This window comes from Paenibacillus piscarius (assembly GCF_022234545.1).
In the GTDB taxonomy this organism is placed as follows: domain Bacteria; phylum Bacillota; class Bacilli; order Paenibacillales; family Paenibacillaceae; genus Paenibacillus_AQ; species Paenibacillus_AQ piscarius.
The window spans coordinates 1-26,568 of record NZ_JAIEUI010000003.1; the positions used below are offsets into that span (position 1 = coordinate 1).

Genomic DNA, 26,568 nt, shown 5'->3' on the forward strand with positions numbered 1-26,568 from the left:
GGCCAAACGCATCAGACTGTAAATCTGCTCACGTACGTGTTCGGTGGTTCGAATCCATCAGCCTCCATTCCTTTTTATGAGCCATTAGCTCAGTTGGTAGAGCACCTGACTTTTAATCAGGGTGTCGAAGGTTCGAGTCCTTCATGGCTCATCTGAAAGCAAACACAAGTCATCACCTTGCGGTGATGGCTTTTTTTGTATGATAAGAATTTAGGGGTTATTTTGTTATCATTGTCACTCAGGGTTCGGATGAGCTGTGCCGCATCTTGCGGCAAAATATGATAAAATAAGCGAAAAAGCAAAAGTGGTGGAGAATGGTGACGATGGATAGTGAGGTTTTGCGTCAAAAGCTGGAGCAACTCACCGGTAAGCGAACCGGAATCAAGCAGCTCGGAAGACAGCACTCAGCTTCACTTTTTAGCATGGGTATAGATCAAGATCAGGAGCAGCCGGTCATTCACGAAGGGTATCTATGGATTCCTTTGTATGATAATGACAGCCGCGTAACGGCAATGTGGGTCGAAACGGAAGGGCTGTCGCCGCTTGAATTGCAGCTGGTGAATTACGCCGGACGGAACTTCGCGGTAGCGCTTAAGGCTACCGGGCTGAAGGAAGAAGGGGAGATGGAGGCGCGCCAGCTAAGCGGGTGGCTGAACTCCCAACTGGAGCAGGAGAAGGATGATGCAGAAATTCCCGACGAGGTCTCTCTGAAGGGCCGTCTCTTCGGCGAGATGATCCCGTTCATGCTGGTCAGTGAGAATGTCCATAATCCGCAGATGACGTATCGTTCATTAATGAAGCTGCTGCGCAGTTATTTCGAGAACGATGTACTGCTGGTTCCTTTGCAGGATAAGGAATGGTTAATTTTAGCCCGTAAGGAACTGCTTACAGGCGGAGATGATAAAGAGGATGAGGAAGAAAGTGCAGAGGATCTGTTGGCCCAGACGGCGATGGGACTGCATGAACTGATTGCCAGCGAGTGGGTTGGGGTCTTCCACCTGGCTGTATCCCCGGCCATTATTCCGGTGAAAGAGCTGACTGGTGCGGTAGCGCTGCTGCGGGAGACGATCGTGCTCGGCCGGATTTTCCAGGTGGGTGATTATATTCATCTGCCGTGGGAGCTGCACATGGAGCGGCTGGTGAACAGTATCCCTGACGAGCGGCGCAGACAGCTTCTGGGCCAGATCGGTGATTATTCGTCGGTGCTGGCGGATAAGGAAATGCTGATGACGCTGGAGACTTTTTTTGAAATGGACTGCAATGTCAGTGAGACGGCCAAGAAGCTGTATATTCACCGCAACACGCTGCTGTACAGGCTGGACAAGATCAAACAGGAGACAGGCGCCGACGTACGGAGCTTCGGAGATGCCGCGATTGTGAAGCTTGCTATGTTATTGTATAAAGTGACGAAAAGAAAATAGGTTTTTTGTGAACCATGCAAATAGCCATCTGTCCGGCTCTGGGGTAAGATAGGTATACAAGAAAGCGTTTGATTTTCTAATCCAATAATAGACTCGAGGGGGAAATACAATGGCAGGCGTACGTTTAGAGCATATTTTCAAAAAATACCCGGGTTCCGATAAAGCAACAGTAATTGATATCAATCTTGATATTAAAGATAAGGAATTCCTCGTATTGGTTGGTCCTTCCGGTTGCGGTAAATCCACAACCCTGCGTATGATCGCTGGTCTGGAAGAAATCTCTGAAGGCAAAATGTACATTGGTGACCGTGTAGTTAATGACGTGGCTCCGAAAGACCGCGATATTGCGATGGTATTCCAATCCTACGCCTTGTACCCGCACATGAGTGTATATCAGAACATGGCCTTCGGTCTGAAGCTGCGCAAAGTGAAGAAAGAAGAAATCGACAAGAAAGTACGCGAAGCAGCGAAAATCCTGGATATCGAGCACTTGCTGGACCGTAAGCCTAAGGCTCTGTCCGGTGGTCAACGTCAACGTGTCGCTCTAGGCCGTGCGATTGTCCGTGACCCACAAGTCTTCCTGATGGATGAGCCGCTCTCCAACTTGGATGCTAAACTCCGTGGTCAGATGCGCGCAGAAATCACTAAGCTGGTAAAACGCCTTGAAACCACTTGTATCTACGTAACGCATGACCAGACAGAAGCTATGACGATGGGTGACCGTATCGTAGTTATGTACGATGGTATCATCCAGCAGGCTGCTTCCCCTGAAGAGCTGTACAATGAGCCAACGAACCTGTTCGTAGCCGGATTTATCGGTTCCCCTACAATGAACTTTATCAACGGTACCCTGTCCGAAGTGAACGGCGCTGTCCGTTTCCGTGCTGAGAACCTTGATGTTGAAGTTCCAGGCGGCAAAGCAACTCTGCTGCGCAACAAAGGATACATTGGCAAGGATGTAATCATGGGCGTTCGTCCGGAAGATATCCATGAAGAGCCGGTATTCCTGGAAGCTTCCCCTAACACAATCTTCACTTCGATGGTTGATGTTACAGAAAACCTTGGTCATGAAATGCTCCTCTACTTGAGCGGCCTTGGCGCTAACACTGTCATTGCCCGTGTAGACGGACGCTCGACTACCCGCGAAGGCAGCAAGCCTAAGCTGGCGATCGATATGAACAAGATCCACATCTTCGACAAAGAATCCGAACTGAACGTACTGCTGGGATAAGATCCTGGCATGGTTAATAGAGTCTATAATGAACAAAGCCGCCTGAGAGGGCGGCTTTTTCATGTAGAGGACGGGAAGAGGGAAGAGAGCGGCCACGGGGTTTAAGATTGCATTCACCGGCATTATCCATTAAGATAGCAGGAGAATTACCTGTTGCTGGAATGGCCGGTTTGTGGACCAGCACGCGGGGAGCGGCGCTTGACCGCAGGTGACGAAAGGACGGAAGATATGGCTAAGAAGGTAAAGGTATCGGAGTTGGTACAGCATTTTCAGTTAGAGGTCGTATCCGGGCATGAGGGACTGAAGAGACCGGTCACGGTGGACGATCTGAACCGTCCGGGTCTGGAAATGGCCGGTTATTTCGAATATTATCCTGAAGAACGTGTGCAGCTGCTGGGCAAAACCGAGCTGGCATTCTTCTCCATGCTCTCTGAAGAAGAGCGTAAGGAGCGGATTCGCGGCATCTGCAATGATAATACGCCATGTATTGTAATTACAAGAGGGCTGGAGGTTCCCCAGGAGCTGGTCGACATCAGCAATGAGAAGGGGCTTCCGGTGCTGCGCAGCTCGATGGCGACGACGATTTTCTCCAGCAGACTCACGAGCTTCCTGGAAGGCAGATTGGCACCGACGGCAACCATTCACGGTGTTCTGTGTGATGTCTATGGCGTAGGGATGCTGATTACAGGCAGCAGCGGTATCGGTAAAAGTGAAACGGCGCTGGAGCTGGTGAAGCGCGGGCACCGTCTGATTGCCGATGATGCGGTGGAGATCCGCCAGACCTCGGACAATCAGCTGCATGGTACGGCCCCGGAGCTGATCCGTCACCTGCTCGAAATCCGCGGTGTCGGGATTATTAATGTCATGACCCTCTTCGGCGCAGGCGCGATCCGTAACCATAAGCGGATTACCCTGGTCGTTAGACTGGAGGCCTGGCAGCAGGACAAGCAGTATGACCGCTTGGGACTGGATGAGGAGACCACACGGATTATCGATACCGATGTGCCGCTGGTCACCATTCCGGTGCGTCCGGGACGTAACCTTGCGGTTATCATCGAAGTGGCTGCAATGAATTACCGTCTGAAGCAAATGGGCTTCAATGCGGCGCTGCAGTTCACGAATAAACTTACAGCCACTATCTCTGAAGACATGGATGATCTGGATTAGGAGGGTGAGAGCATGTTCTATTCATTAGCGATTGATCCGATTGTTTTCTCAATTGGATCCTTGCCTGTTCACTGGTATGGCCTGATCCTGGGTCTTGGCGCACTGGCCGGGCTATTCCTGTGTATTCAAGAAGGCAAACGGTACGGCATTTCGCAGGAGTTCTTCATGGATATGCTGCTGCTGGGCGTGCCCTCGGCTATCATTGCCGCGCGGATTTATTTTGTAGCGTTCAAGTGGGAGGATTATAAGGACAACCTGTGGGACGTCTTCAAGGTCTGGAACGGCGGTATCGCCATCTATGGCGCGTTGATTGGAGCCGTCATCTGCGGAGTGATCTATTTCCGCTATAAAGGCTATTCGGCTTGGCGGCTCATTGATATTTGTGCACCCGGACTGTTGGCTGGTCAAATGATCGGACGCTGGGGGAACTTCGTGAATCAGGAAGCCTACGGCGGTGTGGTGGAGGAATCGTTCCTGCGCGACAAGCTGCATCTGCCGGATTTCATCGTCAATCAAATGTACATAGGGGATGCCTTCCGTCATCCGGCCTTCCTGTATGAATCACTCTGGAGCCTGCTGGGCATTGTGCTGCTGTTCGTACTGCGGCGTCAGAAGTTTGTGCGTGCCGGTGAAATTTTTATGTCCTATCTTATATGGTACTCCATCGGCCGCTTCTTTATTGAAGCGTTGCGGACGGACAGCCTGGCCTTCAACGGCAGCAGCGGGGCGGCTTCATTCATTAATGCGCTGTGGAGCCCGATGAAGTGGATGGGCTTCGAGCAGGGGTATCTGGACCCGGCTTACGGCAATATTCGTGTCTCGCAATTGCTGTCGCTGCTGATCATTGTTGCGGCGATTGTCCTGATCATTATCCGGCGCGTTAGCGTCCGGCCGCTGCCTTATTATTCTGATCCGATTGTCAGCACCAAAGAAGCACCAGCGGATGCTGTAGTTCCAGAGAGTGCAGCGGGTACGCCCCAGAAGGCACCTCAACAGGAAGAGCCGCTTCCCGAGCCACTGGAAGATAAGGAAACTAAGGAGTAATAGACACTAATGATGGAATGCGTATTATTTGATCTGGACGGAACGATTGTGAATACCAATGAGCTGATCATCAACTCATTCATGCATGCACTGAAGGAGAATAATCTGCCATCTCTGACCCGGGAGCAGATTATTCCACTGATGGGAACAACACTCCAGCAGCAGCTAAGCGCGTTCTCCGGTCTGGAAGCGAAGGATATAAGCCTGCTGGAGCGGTCTTACCGTTCGTACAACAATGCACATCATGATGAGCTGGTCCAAGCTTTTCCCCATGTGAGTGAGACGATGGAGGAGCTGCAGCGCCGGGGAATCAAGCTTGGGGTGGTGACCACCAAGATCCGGCCTAACACACTGAAGTCGCTGGAGCAGTTCGGTCTGCTGAAGTATATGGATACGATTGTGACAGTCAATGATGTAACTCATCCGAAGCCGCATCCGGAGCCGGTGCTTATGGCTGTAGCGAATCTGGGCGTTGATCCGGCAAGAACACTGATGGTGGGCGACAGTGCAGTTGATATTCAGTCTGCCCAGGCGGCAGGAGTACGTGTAGCAGGAGTAGCCTGGTCGCTGAAGGGTGAGGATGTGCTGCGCACCTATGAGCCGGATTACATCATCCATGATATGAAGGACTTGTACACTATTGTGGAACAGGAGACCATGCAGCCGTGAGAAAAATAACCCGTTATCCGGTGGAGGGGCCTAATTCGCTCTGGCATATATACCGTACAGTGAGCCCATGGAAGGGTGTGCGCAATTTCATTTTCATCCAGGTTGCCCGCTATTGTCCGATCCTGCCACTGAAGAACTGGATCTACCGCCGGATACTCGGGATGAAGGTTGGCAAGCATACGGCATTTGGGCTGATGGCGATGGTGGATGTCTTTTTCCCGGAGAGAATTACGATTGGAGAGAATTCCATCATCGGGTACAACACCACGATTCTGGCCCATGAGTACCTCATCAAAGAGTACCGGCTGGGGGATGTGGTCATCGGTGATCATGTCTTAATCGGGGCAAATACGACCATCCTGCCGGGGGTCACCATTGGGGATGGGGCGGTGGTCGCGGCGGGTTCGGTGGTGCATAAGAATGTGGCTGCCGGGGCCTTCGTCGGGGGCAATCCGCTGCGTGAGCTGCGCCCGGCTTCAACGGAGTCACCTGTCATCGAATAATATTATGGTATACAGACGGGAATGGAACCCTGCAGTTTCAGATTGCGTGCATCTGCGCAGGAGCTGCGGGGTTTCTTGCATGGAACGGGCAGATCGAAGCAACCTTTGAGGGTAAGACGAGTATATATTGGCGTAATACTATAGTGCACTAGGTGGGCTAATCAGGAGGAATGTTCATGGTTCAAAAGGAAAGAATTCCCCAGCTCGATATCTTTCGGGCTATTGCTATTTTTGCGGTCATCGCTATTCATGCCACTTCACGGACACTCGCAGAGACACTGGATACGTCAATGTTCGCCCCGTTTCTGTTCATTAACAAGTTCAGCCAGTTCGCGGTTCCCTCGTTTATCTTCCTGAGCGGGTTCGTGCTGTTCTACAATTATATCGACCGCCCCCTGGGAGGGAAGGTGCTGGCGAAATTCTACACCCGCAGGCTGATCTATATTATTGTGCCTTATCTGGTCTTCTCGGTGCTGTACTTTGCCCTGAAAATGACCGCCGGACATACCTGGGGCCTGCCTCTGCAGGAGCTTGCAGCGAAATTCGGCAAATACCTGTGGACGGGTACGGCGTATACACATTTGTATTACATCATCATTATAATTCAGTTCTATGTGCTGTTCCCGCTGATGCTGTGGTGTCTGCAGAAGCTGCGGAAGCTCGCGGCATGGGCACCGGCGGCCGGGCTTGCGCTCCAGTGGGGCTTCGTGCTGCTGAACAAGTACATGGTGAACCACGGGTACTGGAAGCTGTCCAAGGGCAGTCTGGCGATTACGTATTTCTCATATTTTCTGCTGGGTGCGGCCATTGCGGTCTATTACAGCTCTCTGAAAAAATGGCTCATCCCTTCCCGCGAAGGCTGGCGCTCCGGTAAAGGGACCGGCTGGATCGTGCTGTGGCTGTTATGGGCAGCGGCAGGGATTGGGCATGTAATGCTGTGGTACAACAATTATACGAAGAAAACGGTCATCAACAGCCTGTGGTATGAAGGCTTCGCGAATGTCCATGCACTGCTCTCCTGTCTGGTGCTGTTCCAGTTGTCCTTCCTGCTGTATGGTGCGGGCCGCAGCCTGCTGACCCGGCTGCTGCTATCGGCGGGTGCGTGTTCCTTCGGTATCTATCTGCTGCATCCGCTGCTTCTGTTCATGTACCGGAAGCTGCCGTTCCACGGCGGATCATTGGCTTATACGGCGGCGATCGCAGGCGGCTGGCTGGTAGCCCTGCTGGGCTCGTGGGTCGTGGTCGCTCTCGCCTTCCGTTACGTGAAGCCGGCCTGGATGGTGTTCGGCTCGGCTCCGCAGAGGCCGGCCTCCGCTGCAAAGGCAACAGGATCGTCCGGGAAGTAATAAAAGCGCCAGCTGGCTGCATACACTATGCGGCTGGCTGGCGCTTTCTTGAGGTATGGTGGCGCTGAGGGCGGTTTAAACCGTCTGTTCTCCGGCTTGTTCGCGCTGGAATTCGGCGATGGCCTGATATTGATCCTCCAGGCTGCGGAAGACGGAGATGAAGATCGGGAGCAGCTGCTTGTAGGCTTTGGCATGGGCGGTGACCGGCTCATGGCGGTGCGTGGAGCCGATCATTGGGAATACAGCATCGAAGGAGCTGATCCGGCCCAAGGCGTATAAGCCAAGCACAACAGCGCCAAGACAGGAGCTCTCGAAGCTCTCAGGGACCACGACCTCCTGGTCGAAGATGTCGGCCATCATCTGCCGCCACAGCTCAGAGCGGGCGAATCCGCCGGTTGCCAGAATGCGGACCGGCTGGCCGATGCATTCCTCCATGGCGAGCAGTACAGTATACATATTGAAGATGACGCCTTCCAGCACAGCGCGGATCATATGCTCCTTGCGGTGGTTCATGCTCAGGCCGAAGAAGGAGCCGCGGGCATCGGGGTTCCACAGCGGAGCGCGCTCTCCGGTCAGGTAAGGATGGAACAATAGCCCATTGCTGCCCGGCGGCACCTGTGCGGCGATCCGGGTCAATACTTCATAAGGATCTATGCCCAGGCGCTTCGCCGTCTCCACCTCGGAGGCGGCGAACTCATCCCGCACCCAGCGGAAGAGCATCCCGCCATTGTTCACCGGGCCGCCGATGACCCAGAGCTTGTCCGTGAGCGCATAGCAGAAGATCCGTCCTTTGGGATCGGTCAGCGGGCGGTCCACTACGGTGCGGAGGGCTCCGCTGGTGCCGATCGTTGCAGCGATGACGCCCGGCTCTATCGCGCCCACCCCCAGGTTGGACAGCACACCGTCACTGGCCCCCACCACGAACGGGGTCGCAGGCAGCAGCCCCAGCTCCGCGGCAAGTCCAGGCAGCAGCCCGCGCAGGATCTCGGTGGTCGGTACAGGCCGGGACAGGTGCTCGCGTGTGACACCGGCAATCTGCAGGGCTTCCTCATCCCAGTCCAGCTGCTCCAGATTGAACATGCCTGTGGCAGAGGCGATGGAATAGTCGATAACATAGTCGCCGAACAGCTTGAAGAAGACATACTCCTTAATGGAGATGAACTTATGAGTCTGCTTGAACAGTTCAGGATGGTCTTCGCCAAGCCACATCAGCTTGGTAATCGGGGACATGGGATGGATCGGGGTCCCTGTGCGCATATACAGCCCGTGCCCGTTCAGTTCGTCCTTCAGCCGCTTGGTACAGCGGCTGCTCCGGTTGTCCGCCCAGGTAATGCAGGCGGTCAGCGGAGCTCCTGAGGCATCGACAGCGATAACACTGTGCATGGCTGAGCTGAAGGAGACCAGCAGGACCTGTTCGGGGGAGACACGGCTGTCCTGCATCACCTGGGTAATGGTATGGATCACGGCCTGCAGAATCTGCTCCGGGTCCTGCTCGGCGACAGAGGGGGAGGGCTGGTGCAGCGGATAGCCCTGGTTACTCTGGGCCAGGATGGTTCCGCGCTCCTCAAAGAGAACAGCCTTGGTGCTGGTGGTGCCGATATCAACGCCTATCATATAGGAGGTACTCAAGCTGTCAGTCCTTCTTTCTGTTATGAAATAGCTCCCGGGGATACTTCATGCCGGAAATCAAGTACAATCAGATTAACTACATTATATGCGCCGGCCCTGCCGGTGGCAAAAGGAACTGCTGCAAAAGAGAGCGCAGGACATGGAAGTCTGGTCTCCGGCGCGGTATGATTGTAGTGTATTGTTGACGCCGCTTAATAGTCCGTGATACGATATTGCCACTACTTTACTTTGCTACCACTTTACCATATTGAAGCGTTTTGGAGAACCCTTCCTAGATAATCTGATGAGGTGAACATTGAAGATGGCCAAACCCAAGGGATTTGAAAAGCCTGCCGGCGTGAGGGATTATCTCCCGCGTGCGGTGACAAAGCTGCGCAAGATCGAGAAGGATGTGCTCTACTGCATGAGCCGCTGGGGCTACCGGCAGATGATCACGCCTACGCTAGAATATTACGATACGGTTGGTGTGGCCAGCTCCACATCGGACCAGAAGCTGTATAAATTGCTTAACAACCGGGGCCAGGCGCTGGTGCTGCGCTCGGAGATGACGGCACCTGTAGCTCGCGTGGTCTCGTCTCTGCTCAAGGATGAGCCCCTGCCGCTGCGCCTGTCCTATCATGCCAATGTCTTCCGGGCGATTGAGGAGGAGGCGGGCCGGGAGGCCGAATTTTTCCAGACCGGCGTGGAGCTGGTCGGGGATGATTCACCGGAGGCTGATGCTGAAGTGGTGGCGCTGGCGATTGCCTCGCTGCAGGCGGCAGGCGTGAAGTCCTTCAAGATTGCCATGGGGCATGTCGGCTTCCTGGACGGACTGTTCCAGGAGGCGGTCGCCGGTCTGCCGGAGGCTCAGGAGGAGCTGAAGAGCCATCTGCTCAGCCGCGATTATGTCGCCTTCCGCGACACGCTGCGGCGCCTGGATCTGTCTGAAGCCCAGAAGCAGGAGCTGGACGGGCTGCTGCGGCTGCGGGGCGGCAAGGAGATCTGCGGCCAGGCGCTGGAGCTGAGCAGCCATCCGCTGGCGCGCGCTTCCATAGAGCATCTATGCAAGGTGTGGGAGGTGCTGGTGGCGTATGGCGTCTCCGAGCATGTGCTGATTGATCTGACGATGATCGGTGATTTCTCTTATTACACCGGCATGACCTTCGAGGGATACGCTGCGGAGCTGGGCTTCCCGGTATGCAGCGGCGGCCGGTATGACAATCTGCTTCAGCAGTTCGGACGTGCGGTTCCCTCAACCGGCTTCTCGCTGAAGACGAACCGGATTCTCGATGGCGTCCCGGGGCTGGCCGAGGAAGAGGAGCTGCCGGTTCTGGTGCAGTATGATGCCCTCCGGCGCCAGGAGGGGCTGGCTGAAGCGGCGCGGCTGCGGAGCGAAGGCCATGCAGTGGTGACCCGGCTGGCTGCAGGGCCGGAGGAGCTGAAGATAGTGAAGCGGGTGGATCAGGACACGGTGGAGGCTGAGGGTGAGCGGTTCGGGGAGATCTACACCTTCGTGTCATTTGTCAGCGAGCATGGGTGAGTGCAGCTGCGGGCTGTGATCTTGATACGGAATGCCTGACAAGGAATGGGATTGAGCTGTAGTGTTACTATAGGAGCGAAACACGAAACGGAGGCGGAATCGTTGGCACAGATTCTTAAGGTGGCCATGCCGAAAGGCCGGATATACAATAAAGCGGCAGAGCTGTTCCGCAAGGCGGGACTGCCGATTCCCCCGGACGGGGAAGAGTCGCGCAAGCTGGTGATTGCCCTGCCGGAGGCGGGTATGGAATTCATTCTGGCCAAGCCTGTGGATGTGCCTACCTATGTGGAGTACGGGGTAGCGGATATCGGCATTGTCGGCAAGGATGTACTATTGGAAGAGAACCGCGACGTCTACGAGCTGCTTGATCTGGGCATCGCCCGCTGCCGGATGTCCATCATCGGACTGCCGAACTGGCAGCCGGGCATTCAGCAGCGGGTCGCCACCAAATACCCGAATGTGGCTTCGCGGTACTTCCGCGAGCAGGGCCAGCAGGTTGAGGTGGTCAAGCTGAACGGCTCGATCGAGCTGGCGCCGCTGATCGGCCTGGCCGACCGGATTGTGGATATGGTGGAGACCGGCCAGACGCTGAAGGATAACGGACTGGTGGAGATGCAGAGCATCTTCGAGATTACCAGCCGGCTGGTGGCGAACCGGGTCAGCTATCGGATGAAGAACGGGGAGATTCAGCAGCTGTGTGACCGCCTGCAGGGCGTGATAACAGGTCCCGGGCTGCAGTTGAAATAGAGCTTGAATAGAGGCAGAAGGGGGAACAGCGGTGAAGATTCAATCCAGCAAGGATTTCAAGCTGCAGCGTGAAGTGGAGTATGGCACGCCGGAGCAGAACCAGGCGGTCCGTGAGATCGTGGCAGGGATTAAGCAGGAAGGCGATGCGGCACTGCTCCGCTATACGGAGCGCTTCGACGGGGTAGCCTTGACGCCCGCACAGCTGCGGGTGACGCCGGAGGAGCTGGAGGATGCCTACAGCCGGGTCGAGGAATCCTTCGTGACGGCCATCCGGGCGGCGGCCGGGAATATCCGGGCCTTCCATGCCCGGCAGAAGCGCAATTCATGGATGGATCTGCAGCCGGACGGCACGATCCTCGGCCAGATTATCCGCCCGCTGAAGCGGGTGGGCGTGTATGTTCCCGGCGGCAAGGCAGCGTACCCGTCCTCGGTGCTGATGAACGTGATTCCGGCCCAGATCGCCGGGGTGCCGGAGATCGTGATGGTGACACCGCCTTCGACGGGCGGCCGGGAAGGCATCGATCCTTATATTCTCGTGGCCGCCGCTGAAGCGGGCGTACACGAGATCTACCGCATCGGCGGCGCGCAGGCGGTCGCCGCCCTGGCCTTCGGCACGGAGTCGATCGTGCCGGTGGACAAGATCTGCGGGCCAGGGAACATCTTCGTGGCCCTGGCCAAGCGCGAGGTCTACGGCGCTGTCGATATCGACAGCATCGCCGGACCGAGCGAAATCGTCGTGCTCGCCGACGATACCGCCGAGGCCGCCTACATCGCGGCCGACCTGCTCTCGCAGGCCGAGCACGACGAGATGGCGTCGGCGATCCTCGTGACGCCGTCGCAGCGTCTCGCGGAGGCGGTGGCTGCCGAGGTGGAGCGGCAGCTGCAGGCATTGCCGCGCGAGCCCATCGCGCGGGCCTCGGTGGAGAACTACGGCGCGATCATCGTCGTAGACTCACTGGCGGAGGGCATCTCCGTGGTGAACCGGCTGGCGCCGGAGCATCTGGAGATTGTGGCCGTGGACCCGATGGGGCTGGCCGGGGCGATTGAGAACGCCGGGGCGATCTTCCTGGGCCCGTACAGCTCGGAGCCGGTCGGCGACTACTTCGCCGGACCGAACCACATTATCCCGACGAACGGAACCGCGCGGTTCTCTTCGCCGGTGGATGTAGATGACTTCATCAAGAAGTCCAGCCTCATCTATTACAGCAAGGAAGCGCTGCTGCGGGACGGGGCGGCTATTATGGAGCTGGCCCGGCGCGAGGGGCTGGAAGGCCATGCGCGGGCGATTGAGCTGCGGCTGATGAACGAAGCGAAAGGTGGAGACGCAAATGGACAACACTAATAACGAACAGGCACTGCGCAAGGCAGGCTTAAGCCGGACAACGAACGAAACGGACATCAAGCTGAGCTTTGCCGTGGACGGCAGCGGGGTATCCGAGCTGGAGACCGATGTGCCGTTCCTGAATCATATGCTGGACCTGTTCACGAAGCATGGACAGTTCGACCTCACCGTGCAGGCGCGCGGTGATATTGATATTGACGACCACCATACGGTAGAGGACATCGGCATTTGTCTCGGGCAGGCGCTGCGGGAAGCGCTGGGCGATAAAAAAGGCATCAAGCGCTACGCCAGCGTCTTCGTCCCGATGGATGAGGCGCTCGCCCAGGTCGTGATTGATATCAGCAACCGCCCGCATTTTGAATACCGGGCAGAGTATCCTTCGCAGCAGGTGGGCAGCTTCTCGACAGAGCTGGTGCATGAATTCCTGTGGAAGTTCGCATTGGAGGCCAGAATAACGCTGCATGTCATCGTGCATTACGGGGCGAATACCCACCATATGATTGAAGCGGTCTTCAAGGCGCTGGGCCGGGCGCTGGATGAAGCAACCCAGGTTGATCCCCGCGTGAAGGGTGTGCCTTCGACGAAGGGAGTGCTGTAGCATGGCCGTAGCAATCGTCGATTACGGCATGGGCAACCTGCACAGCGTCAGCAAGGCGGTGGAGCGGCTGGGCTATACGAGTCTGGTCACCGCCGATGCCGCTGAGATCCTGGCGGCAGACAGCGTCATTCTGCCGGGGGTCGGCGCATTCGGCGATGCGATGGAGCATCTGCGGGCGAGCGGAATGGACACCGTTGTCCGGGCCGCAGCAGCAGCGGGGCAGCCGCTGCTGGGCATCTGCCTCGGCATGCAGCTGCTGTTCGACAGCAGCGAGGAGCATGGCGAGCATCAGGGGCTGGGGCTACTGCCGGGCTCGGTGGTGCGCTTCGCACCCCGGGACGGCTATAAGGTGCCGCATATGGGCTGGAACAGGCTGAGCTTCCGCCAGCCGGAGAGTCCGCTTGTGGCCGGGCTGACCGAAGGCCACGTCTACTTCGTTCACTCCTATCACGCCCTTCCTGCGGCGGACAGCGATCTGATTGCTGTGACGGATTACGGACATCCGGTAACGGCTATTGTAGGGCGGGGCAATGTCTACGGGATGCAGTTCCACCCGGAGAAGAGCGGGGAGCTGGGCATCAGGCTGCTGGATCATTTCCTGCACATCAAGGCACAGCAGGCCTAAGCCTGCCTGGAATTCACTATATTGCAATGAAAGCGGGGAAGCTTCATGTCTTCATTTATTATCTATCCGGCGATTGACATCCGGGACGGTAAGTGTGTCCGTCTGCAGCAGGGCGATTACGCCCAGGAGACCATCTATAACGACAGTCCGGTGCAGGTAGCCAAGGCATGGGAGGAGCAGGGCGGACAATTTATCCACCTGGTCGATCTGGACGGAGCCAAAGCGGGCCAGCCTATCAATGATGAGATCATTGGCACCATTGCCCGGCAGGCGAATGTTCCGGTGCAGGTCGGCGGCGGCCTCCGCACACTGGCTGATGTGGAGAAGCTGCTGGGCCTTGGGGTCAGCCGGGTAATTATCGGCACGGCGGCTATTAATGATCGCGCCTTTACCGAGACAGTGCTGGCCAAATACGGCGACAAGGTTGCCATCGGCATTGATGCACGGAACGGCTATGTAGCGACCCATGGATGGCTGAACACCTCGGAGGTCCGGGCAGAAGACCTGGCGCGTGAGCTGGCTGCCAAGGGTGCAGAGACCTTCATCTATACGGATATCTCCCGTGACGGGATGATGCAGGGTCCCAACGTAGAGGGGATTCTGTCGATGGCCAAGGCCAGCGGCAAGAGCGTCATCGCCTCCGGCGGGGTAACCAGCCTGGATGATCTGCTGCGTCTGAACGTACATAGCGGCAGCGGAATCGGCGGAGCCATTGTCGGCAAGGCGCTGTATACCGGCAACATTGCGCTGCCCGAAGCTTTGCTGGCGCTGCGTACATCCTCTGCCTCGCAGTAATTAACAATACGATAGCCTGGGCAATACAAGGAGGGGTCTTAGGATGTTAGCGAAACGGATTATCCCCTGTCTGGATGTGAAGGACGGGCGGGTGGTGAAGGGCGTTAATTTTGTGAACCTGCGCGATGCCGGAGATCCGGTGGAGCTGGCGGCGCTGTACGACCGTGAAGGAGCGGATGAGCTGGTCTTCCTGGATATCTCCGCATCTGTAGAGGGCAGAGCTACCATGATTGAGGTGGTCCGCCAGACCGCTGGGGAGATCGCTATTCCCTTCACGGTAGGCGGGGGTATCTCAACCCCGGACGATATGAAGCGGATTCTGCGCGCCGGAGCGGACAAAATCGGCATCAACACAGCGGCGGTCAATAACCCCCAGCTGATTCTGGAGGGTGCGCGGCGCTTCGGCTCCCAGTGCATTGTGCTCGCGATGGACGCTAAATATAATGAAGCCTGGGGCGAATGGGAAGTGTATACCCATGGCGGGCGCAAGCCGACCGGTATACGGGCCCTTAACTGGGCCAAGGAGGCTGAGGCGCTGGGGGCGGGCGAGATTCTGCTGACCAGCATGGATGCCGACGGCACCAAGGACGGCTTTGATCTGAAGCTGACAGCGGCGGTTAGTGATCTGCTGAGCATCCCTGTTATTGCGTCCGGCGGGGCCGGAAGAATTGAGCATTTCTATGATGTATTTACCGAGGGCCGGGCGGATGCCGGACTTGCGGCAACGATTTTTCACTATAAAGAGATTGCCATTCATGACCTGAAGGCTGATCTGAAGCAAAGAGGGGTAGAGATCCGATGAGCGAGGACAACAAGGAGATAGCACAGCGCCGGCAGGAAGCCGTGGCGGGCATCCGCTGGAATGAAGCGGGCCTGCTGCCTGCGGTGATTCAGGATGCGCGGACCCTGGAGGTCTTAATGTTCGCCTACATGAATCCTGAGTCGCTGGAGCGCTCGCTGGCAAGCGGCCAGACCTGGTTCTGGAGCCGTTCGCGCGGCGAGCTGTGGCATAAGGGCGGAACGTCGGGCAATACGCAGGCGATTACCTCGATCCACTATGACTGCGACAGCGATACGCTGCTGGTGAAGGTGGTGCCGGAGGGACCGGCCTGCCATACCGGTGAGAACAGCTGCTTCTACCGCGAGATTCCGCTGGATGCACCGGCGGCTGTAACGGAAGCTTCTGGCGTTGACACCGGCCGCTTCGCGGTGCTGGGTGAGCTGGAGCGAGTAATTGCCGAGCGCGAGGTGAACCGCCCTGAGGGGGCGTACACCACTTATCTGTTCGATAAGGGCGTAGACAAGATTCTGAAGAAGGTCGGGGAGGAAGCCTCCGAGACGATTATTGCCGCCAAAAATAAAGATAACGCCGAGCTGCGCCTGGAGGTCAGCGATCTGATCTACCACCTGCTCGTGCTGCTGCAGGAGCGCAAGCTTCCGCTGGATGAGATTCTGGATGAGCTGAGCGCCCGTCATGAACGGCCCCGCCGCGATTAGGAGGGATGAAGCCGGTATGCATATCGATTATCATACCCATCATGAGCGCTGCGGTCATGCCGTAGGGAAGCTTGAAGAGTACGTACAGCGTGGTATAGCCCTGGGGCTTACGCAGCTTGGGCTGTCAGATCATCTGCCGCTGATTCATGTCGATCCCGAGCACTATTATCCCGAGATGGCGATGCCGCTGGCGGAGCTTCCGCGTTATGTCGAGGAATGCCTTACGCTGAAGGAGCGTTACCGGGGGACGATTGAGCTGCGGGTGGGGCTGGAAGCGGATTATATCGAGGGCTATGAGGAGCAGATCCGCGAGCTTTTGGCGCCATATCCCTGGGATTATCTGATTGGATCGGTGCATTTCCTGGGCGAATGGGATATTACGGACCACCGGCAGACCCACGGCTGGGAAGGCCAGGATGTCATGCAGGTCTACCGCCGTTATTATGAGGCTGTGCAGAAGTCGGCGTTATCGGGATTATATGATATTATAGGGCATATGGATGTCATCAAACGGTTCGGCTACGGGCCTAAGACTGCGGAGGAGCAGGCAGAGGCCAGAGCGCTTGAGCTGGAGACGCTGAAGGTGATTGCAGGCAGCGGAATCGCGATGGAGCTGAATGCCTCAGGGCTGTTCAAGCCCTGCGCTGAGATGTTCCCGGCGGACCATGTGCTTGCTGAGGCGTATGCGCTGGGCATCCCGCTTACCCTGGGCTCTGACGCGCATGATCCGCTGAAGCTCGGGGACGGCTTGCCGGAAGCCCGGAAGCTGCTCTGGCAGACCGGCTTCCGTGAGCTGACTGTCTTCGAGGGACGCCGCCGCAGCTTCGTGCCGTTTGAAGTCTAAAATCGAATCCCAGGAGGGTATTATGCATCATCAATTGCGGATTTTTTCCGGTTCGTCGAATCCGAAGCTGGCCGCTGACATCGCGGAGCGCCTTGGCGCACCGCTGGGCCTGGTCAAACTGACACGTTTCAAAAGCGGCGAGATTTATGTGCATTATGAAGAGAGCATCCGGAACTGCGACGTATTTTTGGTGCAATCCCTGGCTCATCCGATTAACGAGCTGTTTGTCGAGCTGCTGGTGATGATTGATGCCGCCAAACGCGCCTCAGCCAGAACAGTGAATATTATCGTTCCTTATTACGGATATGCCCGACAGGAGCGCAAATCAGCACCCCGTGAGCCTATCTCCGCCAAAATGGTAGCCGATGTCCTGACGACAGCAGGTGCGACCCGGGTGATCACTATTGATCTCCATGCTGCCGCGATTCAAGGGTTCTTCAATATTCCGGTGGATCATCTGACGGCGCTTGATCTGATCAGCGGCTACCTGAAGGTGAAGGGGCTGAGCGATCTGGTGGTGGTCTCGCCGGATGCGGGACGCGCCTCCATGGCCGAGAAGCTGGCCAGCCGGCTTGATTCCCCGTTCGCTATTATGATCAAGAAGCGTCCGGCCCACAACGAATCGGTGATTACGCATGTCATCGGCGATGTGGAGGGCAGAACGCCGATCATTATCGAGGATCTGATCGATACCGGCACCACGATTGTGAATGTGGTCGAGGGACTGAAGGAGCGGGGCGCCCGGAACAGCATCGTCTGTGCGACGCACGGGCTGTTCTCCGGGGATGCGCTGACGCGCATGGACCATCCTAATATCGATGAGATTGTCATCACGGATTCCATCGCCCTGCCGGATGAGCATTCCAGCAGATTCGCCGTGCTCTCGGTCGCTCCCATGCTGGCCGAGGCCACGAGAATTATCATCGAGGGCGGTTCCATAGACAAGCTGTTCAGAGACGCGGGGATATAAATCCTGCGTCTCTTTTTTCGCTCACAGACGCTGCCGGACCGCCGGAGAATCCCTGTGTAATTCTGTCCTTGAGAAGCGCAGCTGCGAGGCTGCGGCGTTTCAAGCTTTTACCTCTGCTTAAGCCTTCTCTGAGATTGAGAATCTCCCTGCCACATGTGGTATACTGTGTGAAGACAGACAGCCGGAACCGTAAATGGAAACGAACAGGCAAGGCTGGGAAGCTGATTAAGGGAGGTGTCTTGCTTCCATGATGGAGAGAACTTCAGAGCATACCGCAGAGGACCCTAAGGTCATTCCGGTGACTCTGGATGCGAATTTCTTCTTTGAACGAGCCGTGCGGTCGCTGGACCGCTTTCAATATGACAAGGCATTAAAGAATTTTCGCAAAGCTGTTGAATATGAGCCGGAGAATCCGGTGAATCATTGCAATATGGCGGGTATATTATCGGAGATGGGCAATTACACAGAGTCGAATAAGATTCTGGCCCACGTTCTGGAGGAAATCGACCCGGCCATGACCGAATGCCATTTCTATATGGCTAATAACTTCGCAAATATGGAAAGCTTTGAAGAGGCGGAGCGCGCGCTGGTCACTTATCTGGAGGAGGATGCCAGCGGCGAGTTCATCGCTGAATCGGAGGAGCTGATGGAGCTGCTGCAATATGAGCTGAACCGTCCCGCTCCGCTGGTGCGGATCCGCAGCCGTGAAGGGGTCGTAGAGCATGACAAGGCCCGCAGTCTGCTGGAGGAGGGCAAGTTCCCGCAGGCGGTGGAGCTGCTGGAGGAGATTACGGCGGGTACCCCGGACTTCCTGGCGGCACACAATAACCTGGCCTTGGCCTATTTCTATATGGGCCGGTTCGCCAAGTCGCAGGAATGTCTGAACGAGGTGTTGAAGCAGGACCCGGGCAACCTGCATGCGCTCTGCAACATGGCCATCTTCCTGCAGTATGCGGGCGAGAAGGAGCAGCTTGAGCCGCTGCTGGCGATGCTGGAGGCGACCGTGCCGTTCCATCAGGAGCATGTGTTCAAAATGGCGACAACGATGGGTATCCTGGGACGGCATACCGCTGCCTACAGCCATTTCCGCCGCCTGTTGAAGGATGAGGAGGTCTCCGGGGATGCCGGGCTCTACCATTACTGTGCGGCGGCGGCTAGCAACAGCGGCCGGTACAGTGAGGCGCTGCGCTGCTGGCGGCAGGCTGCCAAGCTGGACCCGGGTTCGGCTGTACCGGCGTTCTTCCTGGCGCAGCTTCAGCAGGCGCAGGAGGAAGGCCGGCCGCTGCCTGCGGTCAGCTACAATTATCAGCTCCCCTTCCAGGAGCAGCTGAAGCAGTGGAAGGGCCAGGACGGCCGGTTCACGGAAGAAGTGCGGAATAATCCGCTGCTGCGCGCCTCGTTCTTCTGGGCGCTGCGTTACGGGGACGTCTCCACGAAGCTTCAGGTGACGGAAGCTCTCCGCTGGATTGAGGACGAGGAACTGTCCGGGGCGCTGCGCGGCGTGCTGGAGGAGGAGCCGCAGCAGGCGGACCGCCTGCAGGAAGCGGCCTTGTTCAGCCTGCAGCGGCTGATCGGAGGGCACCGTGAGGATGCGGGAGTCCCCCATGAGGACCAGGAGCCCGCTGGCGGTAAGCTGCCGGGAACGGGTGGCTTGTCGCCATCCACTACAGGAGTGTAAACTGTGCATGATACTAACCCACTACAAGGAGGCCAATGCAAATGTACAAGACGATTGTAATCGGAACAGGCCCGGCCGGGCTGACGGCCGCGATTTATCTGGCGCGCGCGAACCTGAGCCCGCTGGTCATTGAAGGCTTGCAGCCGGGCGGACAGCTGACAACGACGACAGAAGTGGAGAACTTTCCAGGCTTCCCTGAAGGCATTCTGGGACCGGATCTGATGGACAATATGCGCAAGCAGGCGGAACGCTTCGGCGCTGAATTCAAGAACGGCTGGGTGGAATCGGTTGATTTCTCACAGCGTCCGTTCAAGGTGACGGTTGACGGAATGGGTGTGCTGGAAGCGGAATCGGTGATTATTTCAACCGGTGCATCCGCGAGATACCTGGGCATTCCGGGCGAGCAGGAGAATGTGGGACGCGGGGTCAGCACGTGTGCGACCTGTGACGGCTTCTTTTTCCGCGGCAAAAAGATTGTCGTGGTCGGCGGCGGCGACTCCGCCATGGAGGAAGCCAGCTTCCTGACCCGCTTCGCCTCCAGCGTCACACTGGTTCACCGCCGTCCGGAGCTGCGCGCCTCCAAGATCATGCAGGACCGCGCACGCGACAACAGCAAGGTATCCTGGGCGCTTAACCGTACCCCGGTGGAGATTGCTGTTGGCGATACCGGCGTTAAAGGGATCACGGTGCTGAACAACGAGACCGGCCAGACCGAGCTGCTGGAGGCTGACGGCGTGTTCGTGGCGATCGGGCACACCCCGAATACCGCCTTCCTGGGCGGGCAGATTAACACCGATGCCAATGGGTACATCATTGTGAAGCCGGGTACCACCGAGACGAACATTCCCGGCGTCTTCGCCTGCGGCGATGTGCAGGATACCCGTTACCGCCAGGCGATATCGGCAGCCGGAACCGGCTGTATGGCAGCGATGGATGCCGAGAAGTATCTGGAAGGCAGCATGGTGCATGACTGGAGCGAAACGCTGGACAAATAGCTCTTGAATAATTACAGGTTTACATTATTTACTGTAACATGTAGAATACACTCAATTAGATAAGATATCCGCTAGGGGAGCCTGAATAGGCTGAGACGGGGAAATTGCATTCCCGGACCCTTGAACCTGATCTGGATCATACCAGCGTAGGAAAGTGGAGCCGGACCTGTTTGAGTTACAGTCTTATTAGGCTGTTTCTTTGGATAAGCCGCTCCAGTTGGAGCGGCTTTTTGACGTGCAGGGATCCATGGATTCTTCGGCTCAAGCTGCTGTATGACCTCTTATCTGATGAGCTCATAAGCCAAGAGGAGGAGACTTAATGTCAGCACAAGTGAAGAATGAAGCGGTGGATCTCTCGCAGTTCCCCGCAAGCCGTAAGGTGTATGTAGAGGGCTCGCGTCCGGATATTCAGGTTCCGATGCGGGAGATTAGCCTTAGCCGGACCGAGGGCGTAGCCGGGGATCAGGAGAATGAACCGCTGCGTGTCTACGATACCAGCGGCATCTATACCGATGCGGCGCAAGCGGCTGATATCCGCAAAGGGCTGCCGCCGCACCGTCTGAACTGGATACAGGAACGCGGCGATACCGAGGAATACAAGGGGAGAGAGGTGCGGCCTGAGGATAACGGCATCCGCGTGAGTAAGCCGCGTGCAGAAGCTTATCCGGGGTTGCAGCGAAAATCCCTCCAGGCGCAGGCTGGGCGCAATGTAACCCAACTGCATTATGCACGGCAAGGAATCATAACACCGGAAATGGAATTTATCGCAATCCGCGAGAATACCAGGCCGGAATTCGTCAGGGATGAGGTGGCCGCAGGCCGTGCCATTATTCCGGCCAATATTAATCACCCGGAGAGCGAGCCGATGATTATTGGCCGTAACTTCCTGGTGAAGATCAATGCGAACATCGGCAATTCGGCGGTCTCCTCTTCCATTGAGGAGGAAGTAGAGAAGATGCGGTGGGCCACCCGCTGGGGCGCTGATACGATTATGGATCTCTCTACCGGTGCCAACATCCATACCACCCGGGAATGGATCATCCGTAATTCGCCTGTGCCGGTTGGCACAGTGCCCTTGTACCAGGCGCTGGAGAAGGTGAACGGCATCGCCGAAGATCTAACCTGGGAGCTGTACCGCGATACGCTGATCGAGCAGGCGGAGCAGGGGGTGGATTACTTCACCATCCATGCCGGGGTGCTGCGGCGTTATATCCCGCTGACCTCGCGGAGAATGACCGGTATTGTGTCGCGGGGCGGCTCTATTATGGCCGCCTGGTGTCTGGCCCATCAGCAGGAGAACTTTCTTAACACCCACTTTGAAGATATCTGTGAAATTATGAAGACATATGATGTAGCCTTCTCACTAGGGGATGGACTGCGGCCCGGCTCGATTGCAGATGCCAATGACGAAGCCCAGTTCGCCGAACTGGAGACGCTGGGAGAGCTGACGCTGCAGGCCTGGAAGCATGATATTCAGGTGATGGTAGAAGGCCCCGGGCATGTGCCGATGCACAAGATTAAGGAGAATATGGACAAGCAGCTGGAGATTTGCCGGGAAGCCCCCTTCTATACGCTCGGCCCGCTGACCACAGATATTGCCCCAGGTTATGATCATATCACTTCGGCTATCGGGGCGGCGATGATCGGCTCGCTTGGGACGTCGATGCTGTGTTATGTTACGCCCAAGGAGCATCTGGGCTTGCCGGACAGAAATGATGTGCGTGAAGGCGTCATTACCTATAAAATCGCTGCCCATGCCGCTGATCTGGCCAAGGGTCATCCGGGTGCGCAGGACCGGGACGATGCGCTGTCCAAGGCACGGTTCGAGTTCCGCTGGCGGGATCAGTTCCATCTCTCCCTCGATCCGGAAAGGGCGCTCGCCTATCATGACGAGACCCTTCCCGCAGAGGGGGCGAAGCAGGCGCATTTCTGCTCCATGTGCGGTCCTAAATTTTGCAGTATGCGGATCTCGCATGATCTGCGTAACAGCTATAATCTAAGCAAACCGCTGTCATTCTAATAAAATCGTGGCTGTCTCTTGCTGTTCATAGCGGGGGGCAGCTTTTTTTAAAATATAAGAATGTATATGTTTCACACTGTACATTATCCTTCTATTTCTCGCCGAAACGGTACCGTCCTTTAAAAGGACGGCAAAGCCGTTTCCACTTGATTGAGAATTTGTATGTTTTGGGGTCCCCGCAAAGTATCTGAGTCATCATCGAAGCTACAGCTTCACTTTGTGGGGTTATTTTGTGACTGCAATCACAATGTACCTCCATATCCTATGCTAAGCTGTGATTGAGAAGAATTCTCACTTGTGAGGTGTGCAGAACAATGAGCAAAATGTTAAAGCTGGATGAGCCGGTTTTCGAGCTGGTGAACAAGTACCCCGAGGCCCAAGACATTATGGTGGAGCTGGGCTTCCGTGATATTACCAAGCCCGGGATGCTTCAGACCGCAGGACGGTTCATGACGCTGTCCAAGGGCATGAAGCTGAAGCGTATAGAGCTGGAGACCGTTCGGCTGGCCTTTGAGCGCCACGGCTTCGAGATTATAGAATAGAAGGAGAGAAGAACATGAGCGAGCTGATTAATAACCGCGAGGTCGATGTGCCGGAACAGACACGCCGCCAGGCGATGCTGAGAGAGATCATCAAGGAGCTTCATGCAGGCAAAAGTGTGGAAGAGGTCAAGGCGCGTTTTGAAGAGGCGGTAGGTGATGTGACGGTCGCGGAAATCTCCGCCATGGAACACTCTCTGATGACAGAAGAAGGGATTCCGGTAGAGGAGGTACAGCGCCTCTGCTCCGTGCATACCGCCATCTTCAAAGGCTCGATTGAACAGATTCACCGTTCCGCGAAGCCCGAGGAGCAGCCCGGACATCCCGTGCATACCTTCAAGCTGGAGAACCGGGAGATCGAACGGCTGGTCAACTTCCGGCTCGCGCTGCACAAGGATAAGTTCAAGAAGAACGCCAGCGATGAGATCATCTACAAGCTGCTGGAGGACTTAAGTCTGCTGCTGGATCTCGATAAGCACTACAGCCGTAAGGAGAATCTGCTGTTCCCTTACCTGGAGAAGTACGGTATCTACGGTCCTACCAAGGTGATGTGGGGAGTAGATGACGGCATCCGCAGCATGATTAAGGAAGCGAAGAAGGCGCTTAGCGATTTCACCGGGGAGACGGAGCAGATTGCCGCCTCGCTGGAGGAGATCATCAAGGAAGTCAATGAGATGATCTTCAAGGAAGAGAATATTCTGCTGCCGATGGCGCTGGATAAACTGACTGAGGATGAATGGGTCCGCATTGCCCGCGAAAGTGATGAGATCGGCTTCTGCCTGGCCGCGCCGGAGCAGGAGTGGGTACCGGAACGCGCTGCTGAGCCGGAAGGCGCAGAGGTGCCGGCAGCAGAGGGCGAAGGATTATCTCCGCAGGGCTTCATCCGGTTCGAGACCGGGCTGCTGTCGCTCCATCAACTGGAGACGCTGATGAACCACCTGCCGGTGGATTTGACCTTTATCGATGAGAACGATGTCGTCCGCTACTTCTCGCACGGCAAGGAACGGATCTTCGCCCGGACGAAGGCCGTCATCGGCCGTACGGTGCAGAACTGCCATCCTCCGCAAAGTGTACATGTCGTGGAGAAGCTGCTCGCTGATTTCAAGGCCGGGGTGAAGGATGCCGAGGACTTCTGGATTAACATCAAGGATAAGTTCATCTATATCCGGTATTTCGCCGTGCGTGATGCGGACGGCCGCTATATGGGAACGCTGGAATTCACCCAGAATATTGCACCGATCCGTGCCCTTGAGGGCCAGAAGCGGATTTTGTCGGAATAGCATATTTATTATAGAAGAAACATTTGGACTTTCACGCGTGTAGCAGCGCTGAGAGTCTTTTTGCTGCGCCGGGACCCGGGTGTATCGCCTTTCCTTGACCGCAGGGGAGGGTTCTATTATAGTGGGTACGTAGGATTAACTATTTTAGCATAGAAAAAGGTGGCTTGTTACATGTCTGAAAATATCTACGTTGGCGTGGATTTAGGTGGTACCACGATTAAGGTTGGAATCTGCAATGCCGAGGGAAGCCTGCTGCACACTTACGAGGGTCCGACAGGGACTGCGGACGGCGTGGATGCTGTCATCGACAATATCGAGAAGTATGTGCGTCAGATTGTAGAGGATTCTCCGTACTCCTGGGACCAGCTGGCCGGTGTGGGAGCGGGGCTCGCCGGGTTTACGAATATTCGTGAGGGCATCATCATTCTTGCGCCGAACATAGGATTTCGGGATGTGCCGATCCGCTCCATTCTGGAGGGTCGTCTGAACAAGCCAGTCAAAATAGACAATGATGCCAACGTGGCTGCACTGGGTGAAGCCTGGAGCGGGGCCGGACGCGGCATTGAGAATTGTGTATGCTATACGCTTGGCACCGGTGTCGGCGGCGGTATTATCATTAATGGCAAAGTATATCAGGGCTTCGCCGGTCTGGCCGGAGAGCTTGGTCATATCTCGGTGGTTCCTGACCTGGAAGCGATCCAGTGCGGCTGCGGCAATATGGGCTGTTTGGAAACCGTTTCCTCAGCAACAGGTATTATCCGTATGGCGAATGACGCTGTAGCGCGCGGAGACCGCACTTCTCTGTCCTCTGTGGAGAAGATCGCTGCGAAGGAAGTCTTCGATGCTGCCAAGGCCGGTGATGAAGCCGCGCTGCGGATTGTGAACCGGGCGGCGTTCTATCTGGGCAAATCCATGGCGTCCGTTGCTGCCGTTCTGAACCCGGAAGTGTTCATCGTCGGCGGAGGAGTGTCCAAGGCGGGAGATATCCTGTTCGACGAGGTCCGCCGGGTGTTCGCTAAGCTGGCTCCTGCCCCGCTGCAGACCGGTGTTTCGATTGTGCCTGCAGCCCTTGGCAATGATGCTGGTATTATTGGTGCAGCTGGTCTGGTGCTGCGTTCTTAAGCAGCAGGAATTATTCATATACTATTCTTGGGGAGGGATGCTGTAATGACCGACACCGAGCATACATTACCCGGTCACGCCACCCTGATTATCATTACAGGCATGTCCGGTGCAGGCAAGACGATCGCGGTGCAGAGCCTGGAGGATCTCGGATTCTTCTGCGTCGACAATCTTCCGCCTGTACTTATCCCGAAGTTCGCTGAACTGATTGAGCAGTCGAAGGGCAAAATCGCCAAGGTGGCGCTGGTCATCGACCTCAGGGGACGGGAGTTCTTCACCGCTTTGTCTGAGTCTCTGGCGTACATCAAGGATGAGTCTACGATCGGATTCGAGATTCTTTTTCTGGATGCCACAGATTCGGTGCTTGTCCAGCGCTATAAGGAGAGCCGCCGGCATCACCCGCTCGCTCCCAAAGGAATGCCGCTTGACGGCATCCGCATGGAGCGCCAGATGCTGGAGGAGCTGAAGAATTCAGCCACCCTCTGTCTGGACACCAGCAGCATGAAGCCGGCACAGCTGAAGGCCAAAATTGTGTCACGGTTCTCGCATCTTGGCAAAAGCACGCTCTCGGTTAACATTACCTCGTTTGGATTCAAGTATGGCATTCCGATTGATGCTGACCTGGTATTCGACGTCCGCTTCCTGCCGAATCCGCATTATGTGGATCAGCTGCGGCCCAAGACAGGCCAAGACAACGAAGTGTACGACTATGTAATGAAATGGCCTGAAACGCAAGAGTTCCTGACCAAGCTGCTAGACATGCTTCAATTCCTTATTCCGCAATACCGCAAGGAAGGCAAATCCCAGATTATTATCGGCATCGGATGCACCGGCGGCAAGCACCGCTCAGTAGCTATCGCTGAATATCTGGGCAAAATGCTAGGCGTTAGCGAGACGGAAACAGTAGCTGTCAGCCATCGGGATTCCGAACGCGACCGGCATGGATGAGAGAAGGGATAATAGTGGCGGAAGAACAAGGAGTGCGCC

The 26,568-nt window shown here is 56.3% G+C and carries 25 protein-coding genes, 1 tRNA gene and 1 riboswitch; of the genes, 25 read left to right on the forward strand and 1 reads right to left on the reverse strand.

The features are described 5' to 3' along the window. Nucleotides 1-78 precede the first annotated feature (78 nt). The 8 genes from K1558_RS06035 (at nt 79) to K1558_RS06070 (ending at nt 7,381) form a co-directional block, all read left to right on the forward strand. Nucleotides 79-151: transfer RNA gene (locus tag K1558_RS06035), tRNA-Lys, on the forward strand. A gap of 172 nt (nt 152-323) precedes the next feature. After that, entirely contained in the window at nt 324-1,421 is a 1,098-nt protein-coding gene (locus tag K1558_RS06040) for a PucR family transcriptional regulator (protein WP_238650506.1), read from the forward strand. 109 nt (nt 1,422-1,530) lie between these two features. Next, on the forward strand, nt 1,531-2,652 hold the full coding sequence (locus K1558_RS06045) for an ABC transporter ATP-binding protein (protein WP_238650507.1): 1,122 nt from the start codon (nt 1,531-1,533) through the stop codon (nt 2,650-2,652). A 228-nt stretch (nt 2,653-2,880) separates the two neighbouring features. Next, entirely contained in the window at nt 2,881-3,819 is a 939-nt protein-coding gene (gene hprK / locus K1558_RS06050) for an HPr(Ser) kinase/phosphatase (RefSeq protein WP_238650508.1), read from the forward strand. 12 nt (nt 3,820-3,831) lie between these two features. Beyond that, entirely contained in the window at nt 3,832-4,863 is a 1,032-nt protein-coding gene (lgt, locus tag K1558_RS06055) for a prolipoprotein diacylglyceryl transferase (protein ID WP_238650509.1), read from the forward strand. Nucleotides 4,864-4,872: 9 nt separating this feature from the next. Continuing rightward, nucleotides 4,873-5,532: a pyrophosphatase PpaX gene (gene ppaX, locus K1558_RS06060; protein ID WP_238650510.1), complete on the forward strand. Its 660-nt coding sequence runs from the start codon at nt 4,873-4,875 to the stop codon at nt 5,530-5,532. Beyond that, nucleotides 5,529-6,035 carry an acyltransferase gene (locus K1558_RS06065; protein ID WP_238650511.1) on the forward strand — a complete coding sequence of 169 codons (507 nt, stop codon included), beginning with the start codon at nt 5,529-5,531 and terminating at the stop codon, nt 6,033-6,035. The genes ppaX and K1558_RS06065 overlap by 4 nt, the downstream gene beginning before the upstream one ends. A gap of 176 nt (nt 6,036-6,211) precedes the next feature. After that, a complete protein-coding gene (locus K1558_RS06070) occupies nt 6,212-7,381 on the forward strand; it encodes an acyltransferase (protein WP_238650512.1) in 1,170 nt (389 codons plus the stop codon). 75 nt (nt 7,382-7,456) lie between these two features. On the opposite strand, the gene gntK is transcribed toward K1558_RS06070, so the two are convergent. Beyond that, the gene (gene gntK / locus K1558_RS06075) at nt 7,457-8,995 is read right to left on the reverse strand and encodes a gluconokinase (RefSeq protein ID WP_238650958.1); all 1,539 of its coding nucleotides are present in this window, start codon (nt 8,993-8,995) and stop codon (nt 7,457-7,459) included. A gap of 316 nt (nt 8,996-9,311) precedes the next feature. On the opposite strand from gntK, the gene K1558_RS06080 reads away from it, so the two are divergent. The 17 genes from K1558_RS06080 (at nt 9,312) to rapZ (ending at nt 26,529) form a co-directional block, all read left to right on the forward strand. Further along, the gene (locus tag K1558_RS06080; protein ID WP_238650513.1) at nt 9,312-10,529 is read left to right on the forward strand and encodes an ATP phosphoribosyltransferase regulatory subunit; all 1,218 of its coding nucleotides are present in this window, start codon (nt 9,312-9,314) and stop codon (nt 10,527-10,529) included. 102 nt (nt 10,530-10,631) lie between these two features. Continuing rightward, entirely contained in the window at nt 10,632-11,276 is a 645-nt protein-coding gene (hisG, locus tag K1558_RS06085; RefSeq protein ID WP_238650514.1) for an ATP phosphoribosyltransferase, read from the forward strand. Nucleotides 11,277-11,307: 31 nt separating this feature from the next. After that, nucleotides 11,308-12,618, forward strand: a complete 1,311-nt coding sequence (gene hisD, locus K1558_RS06090) for a histidinol dehydrogenase (RefSeq protein WP_238650515.1) — start codon at nt 11,308-11,310, stop codon at nt 12,616-12,618. Continuing rightward, nucleotides 12,605-13,216: an imidazoleglycerol-phosphate dehydratase HisB gene (hisB, locus tag K1558_RS06095; protein WP_238650516.1), complete on the forward strand. Its 612-nt coding sequence runs from the start codon at nt 12,605-12,607 to the stop codon at nt 13,214-13,216. The genes hisD and hisB overlap by 14 nt, the downstream gene beginning before the upstream one ends. A 1-nt stretch (nt 13,217) precedes the next feature. After that, the gene (gene hisH, locus K1558_RS06100; RefSeq protein WP_238650517.1) at nt 13,218-13,841 is read left to right on the forward strand and encodes an imidazole glycerol phosphate synthase subunit HisH; all 624 of its coding nucleotides are present in this window, start codon (nt 13,218-13,220) and stop codon (nt 13,839-13,841) included. A 45-nt stretch (nt 13,842-13,886) separates the two neighbouring features. Continuing rightward, entirely contained in the window at nt 13,887-14,636 is a 750-nt protein-coding gene (gene hisA, locus K1558_RS06105) for a 1-(5-phosphoribosyl)-5-[(5-phosphoribosylamino)methylideneamino]imidazole-4-carboxamide isomerase (protein WP_238650518.1), read from the forward strand. 43 nt (nt 14,637-14,679) lie between these two features. Further along, nucleotides 14,680-15,438, forward strand: coding sequence for an imidazole glycerol phosphate synthase subunit HisF (gene hisF, locus K1558_RS06110; protein WP_238650519.1), 759 nt, complete (start codon nt 14,680-14,682; stop codon nt 15,436-15,438). Beyond that, a complete protein-coding gene (hisIE, locus tag K1558_RS06115; protein ID WP_238650520.1) occupies nt 15,435-16,133 on the forward strand; it encodes a bifunctional phosphoribosyl-AMP cyclohydrolase/phosphoribosyl-ATP diphosphatase HisIE in 699 nt (232 codons plus the stop codon). The genes hisF and hisIE overlap by 4 nt, the downstream gene beginning before the upstream one ends. Before the next feature lie 16 nt (nt 16,134-16,149). After that, nucleotides 16,150-16,977 carry a histidinol-phosphatase HisJ gene (hisJ, locus tag K1558_RS06120; protein WP_238650521.1) on the forward strand — a complete coding sequence of 276 codons (828 nt, stop codon included), beginning with the start codon at nt 16,150-16,152 and terminating at the stop codon, nt 16,975-16,977. A gap of 22 nt (nt 16,978-16,999) precedes the next feature. Further along, nucleotides 17,000-17,947, forward strand: a complete 948-nt coding sequence (locus K1558_RS06125) for a ribose-phosphate diphosphokinase (RefSeq protein WP_238650522.1) — start codon at nt 17,000-17,002, stop codon at nt 17,945-17,947. A 247-nt stretch (nt 17,948-18,194) separates the two neighbouring features. Continuing rightward, nucleotides 18,195-19,625: a tetratricopeptide repeat protein gene (locus K1558_RS06130; RefSeq protein ID WP_338019671.1), complete on the forward strand. Its 1,431-nt coding sequence runs from the start codon at nt 18,195-18,197 to the stop codon at nt 19,623-19,625. Between the two features lie 41 nt (nt 19,626-19,666). Further along, complete coding sequence (gene trxB, locus K1558_RS06135) at nt 19,667-20,620, forward strand: thioredoxin-disulfide reductase (protein ID WP_238650523.1); 954 nt, start codon at nt 19,667-19,669, stop codon at nt 20,618-20,620. Nucleotides 20,621-20,683: 63 nt separating this feature from the next. Then, nucleotides 20,684-20,790, forward strand: a riboswitch (TPP riboswitch). A gap of 149 nt (nt 20,791-20,939) precedes the next feature. Next, nucleotides 20,940-22,640 carry a phosphomethylpyrimidine synthase ThiC gene (gene thiC, locus K1558_RS06140; RefSeq protein ID WP_274528439.1) on the forward strand — a complete coding sequence of 567 codons (1,701 nt, stop codon included), beginning with the start codon at nt 20,940-20,942 and terminating at the stop codon, nt 22,638-22,640. A gap of 314 nt (nt 22,641-22,954) precedes the next feature. Then, nucleotides 22,955-23,182, forward strand: a complete 228-nt coding sequence (locus K1558_RS06145; RefSeq protein WP_238650524.1) for a DUF1858 domain-containing protein — start codon at nt 22,955-22,957, stop codon at nt 23,180-23,182. 14 nt (nt 23,183-23,196) lie between these two features. Then, nucleotides 23,197-24,459 (forward strand): DUF438 domain-containing protein, encoded by a 1,263-nt coding sequence (locus K1558_RS06150; RefSeq protein WP_238650525.1) that lies wholly within the window; start codon nt 23,197-23,199, stop codon nt 24,457-24,459. 171 nt (nt 24,460-24,630) lie between these two features. Further along, nucleotides 24,631-25,581 (forward strand): ROK family glucokinase, encoded by a 951-nt coding sequence (locus tag K1558_RS06155; RefSeq protein ID WP_238650526.1) that lies wholly within the window; start codon nt 24,631-24,633, stop codon nt 25,579-25,581. Nucleotides 25,582-25,626: 45 nt separating this feature from the next. Next, a complete protein-coding gene (rapZ, locus tag K1558_RS06160) occupies nt 25,627-26,529 on the forward strand; it encodes an RNase adapter RapZ (protein ID WP_238650527.1) in 903 nt (300 codons plus the stop codon). Nucleotides 26,530-26,568: the final 39 nt, after the last annotated feature.

Bases quoted from the DNA above. Each gene is read 5' to 3' on its own strand.
- K1558_RS06040 (WP_238650506.1), top strand. From the start codon at position 324: ATGGATAGTGAGGTTTTGCGTCAAAAGCTGGAGCAACTCACCGGTAAG.
- K1558_RS06045 (WP_238650507.1), top strand. From the start codon at position 1,531: ATGGCAGGCGTACGTTTAGAGCATATTTTCAAAAAATACCCGGGTTCC.
- hprK (WP_238650508.1), top strand. From the start codon at position 2,881: ATGGCTAAGAAGGTAAAGGTATCGGAGTTGGTACAGCATTTTCAGTTA.
- lgt (WP_238650509.1), top strand. From the start codon at position 3,832: ATGTTCTATTCATTAGCGATTGATCCGATTGTTTTCTCAATTGGATCC.
- ppaX (WP_238650510.1), top strand. From the start codon at position 4,873: ATGATGGAATGCGTATTATTTGATCTGGACGGAACGATTGTGAATACC.
- K1558_RS06070 (WP_238650512.1), top strand. From the start codon at position 6,212: ATGGTTCAAAAGGAAAGAATTCCCCAGCTCGATATCTTTCGGGCTATT.
- gntK (WP_238650958.1), bottom strand. From the start codon at position 8,995: ATGATAGGCGTTGATATCGGCACCACCAGCACCAAGGCTGTTCTCTTT.
- K1558_RS06080 (WP_238650513.1), top strand. From the start codon at position 9,312: ATGGCCAAACCCAAGGGATTTGAAAAGCCTGCCGGCGTGAGGGATTAT.
- hisB (WP_238650516.1), top strand. From the start codon at position 12,605: ATGGACAACACTAATAACGAACAGGCACTGCGCAAGGCAGGCTTAAGC.
- hisH (WP_238650517.1), top strand. From the start codon at position 13,218: ATGGCCGTAGCAATCGTCGATTACGGCATGGGCAACCTGCACAGCGTC.
- hisA (WP_238650518.1), top strand. From the start codon at position 13,887: ATGTCTTCATTTATTATCTATCCGGCGATTGACATCCGGGACGGTAAG.
- hisF (WP_238650519.1), top strand. From the start codon at position 14,680: ATGTTAGCGAAACGGATTATCCCCTGTCTGGATGTGAAGGACGGGCGG.
- hisIE (WP_238650520.1), top strand. From the start codon at position 15,435: ATGAGCGAGGACAACAAGGAGATAGCACAGCGCCGGCAGGAAGCCGTG.
- hisJ (WP_238650521.1), top strand. From the start codon at position 16,150: ATGCATATCGATTATCATACCCATCATGAGCGCTGCGGTCATGCCGTA.
- K1558_RS06125 (WP_238650522.1), top strand. From the start codon at position 17,000: ATGCATCATCAATTGCGGATTTTTTCCGGTTCGTCGAATCCGAAGCTG.
- K1558_RS06130 (WP_338019671.1), top strand. From the start codon at position 18,195: ATGATGGAGAGAACTTCAGAGCATACCGCAGAGGACCCTAAGGTCATT.
- trxB (WP_238650523.1), top strand. From the start codon at position 19,667: ATGTACAAGACGATTGTAATCGGAACAGGCCCGGCCGGGCTGACGGCC.
- thiC (WP_274528439.1), top strand. From the start codon at position 20,940: ATGTCAGCACAAGTGAAGAATGAAGCGGTGGATCTCTCGCAGTTCCCC.
- K1558_RS06145 (WP_238650524.1), top strand. From the start codon at position 22,955: ATGAGCAAAATGTTAAAGCTGGATGAGCCGGTTTTCGAGCTGGTGAAC.
- K1558_RS06150 (WP_238650525.1), top strand. From the start codon at position 23,197: ATGAGCGAGCTGATTAATAACCGCGAGGTCGATGTGCCGGAACAGACA.
- K1558_RS06155 (WP_238650526.1), top strand. From the start codon at position 24,631: ATGTCTGAAAATATCTACGTTGGCGTGGATTTAGGTGGTACCACGATT.
- rapZ (WP_238650527.1), top strand. From the start codon at position 25,627: ATGACCGACACCGAGCATACATTACCCGGTCACGCCACCCTGATTATC.